The 263-nt window shown below is 58.6% G+C and carries 1 pseudogene; it reads right to left on the reverse strand.

Going from position 1 to position 263, the window contains the following annotated elements:
- Positions 1 to 102: 102 nt before the first annotated feature.
- Positions 103 to 249, reverse strand: a pseudogene (locus QM517_RS18525) (c-type cytochrome biogenesis protein CcsB); the annotation flags it as partial.
- Positions 250 to 263 lie beyond the last annotated feature (14 nt).

Consider the following 263-nt stretch of genomic DNA (forward strand, 5'->3'; position numbering starts at 1 on the left):
GTCTCCGTAATCGTTCGGGCCTTTTGTCAAACACACGCCGCTTATCTATGCGCGTATCCGTGTTTTTTTGTACACTCGGATGCCGCAAAGACCCCCGCGACGTCAGGTGGTCAGGCCGGAGTAGGCGTGGAGGCACTTGAAGAAGACGTTGACGATCGTGAATTTGAACAGCACGGCGGCGAAGACGATGATCGAGAGACACGCCGAGCGGGTGCCGCGCAATCCGCGGGTCGCGCGGGCGTCGATGTATCAGGCGTATAGCA

Origin of the sequence: Microbacterium sp. IEGM 1404, assembly GCF_030056775.1 — a bacterium.
Taxonomy (GTDB): domain Bacteria; phylum Actinomycetota; class Actinomycetes; order Actinomycetales; family Microbacteriaceae; genus Microbacterium.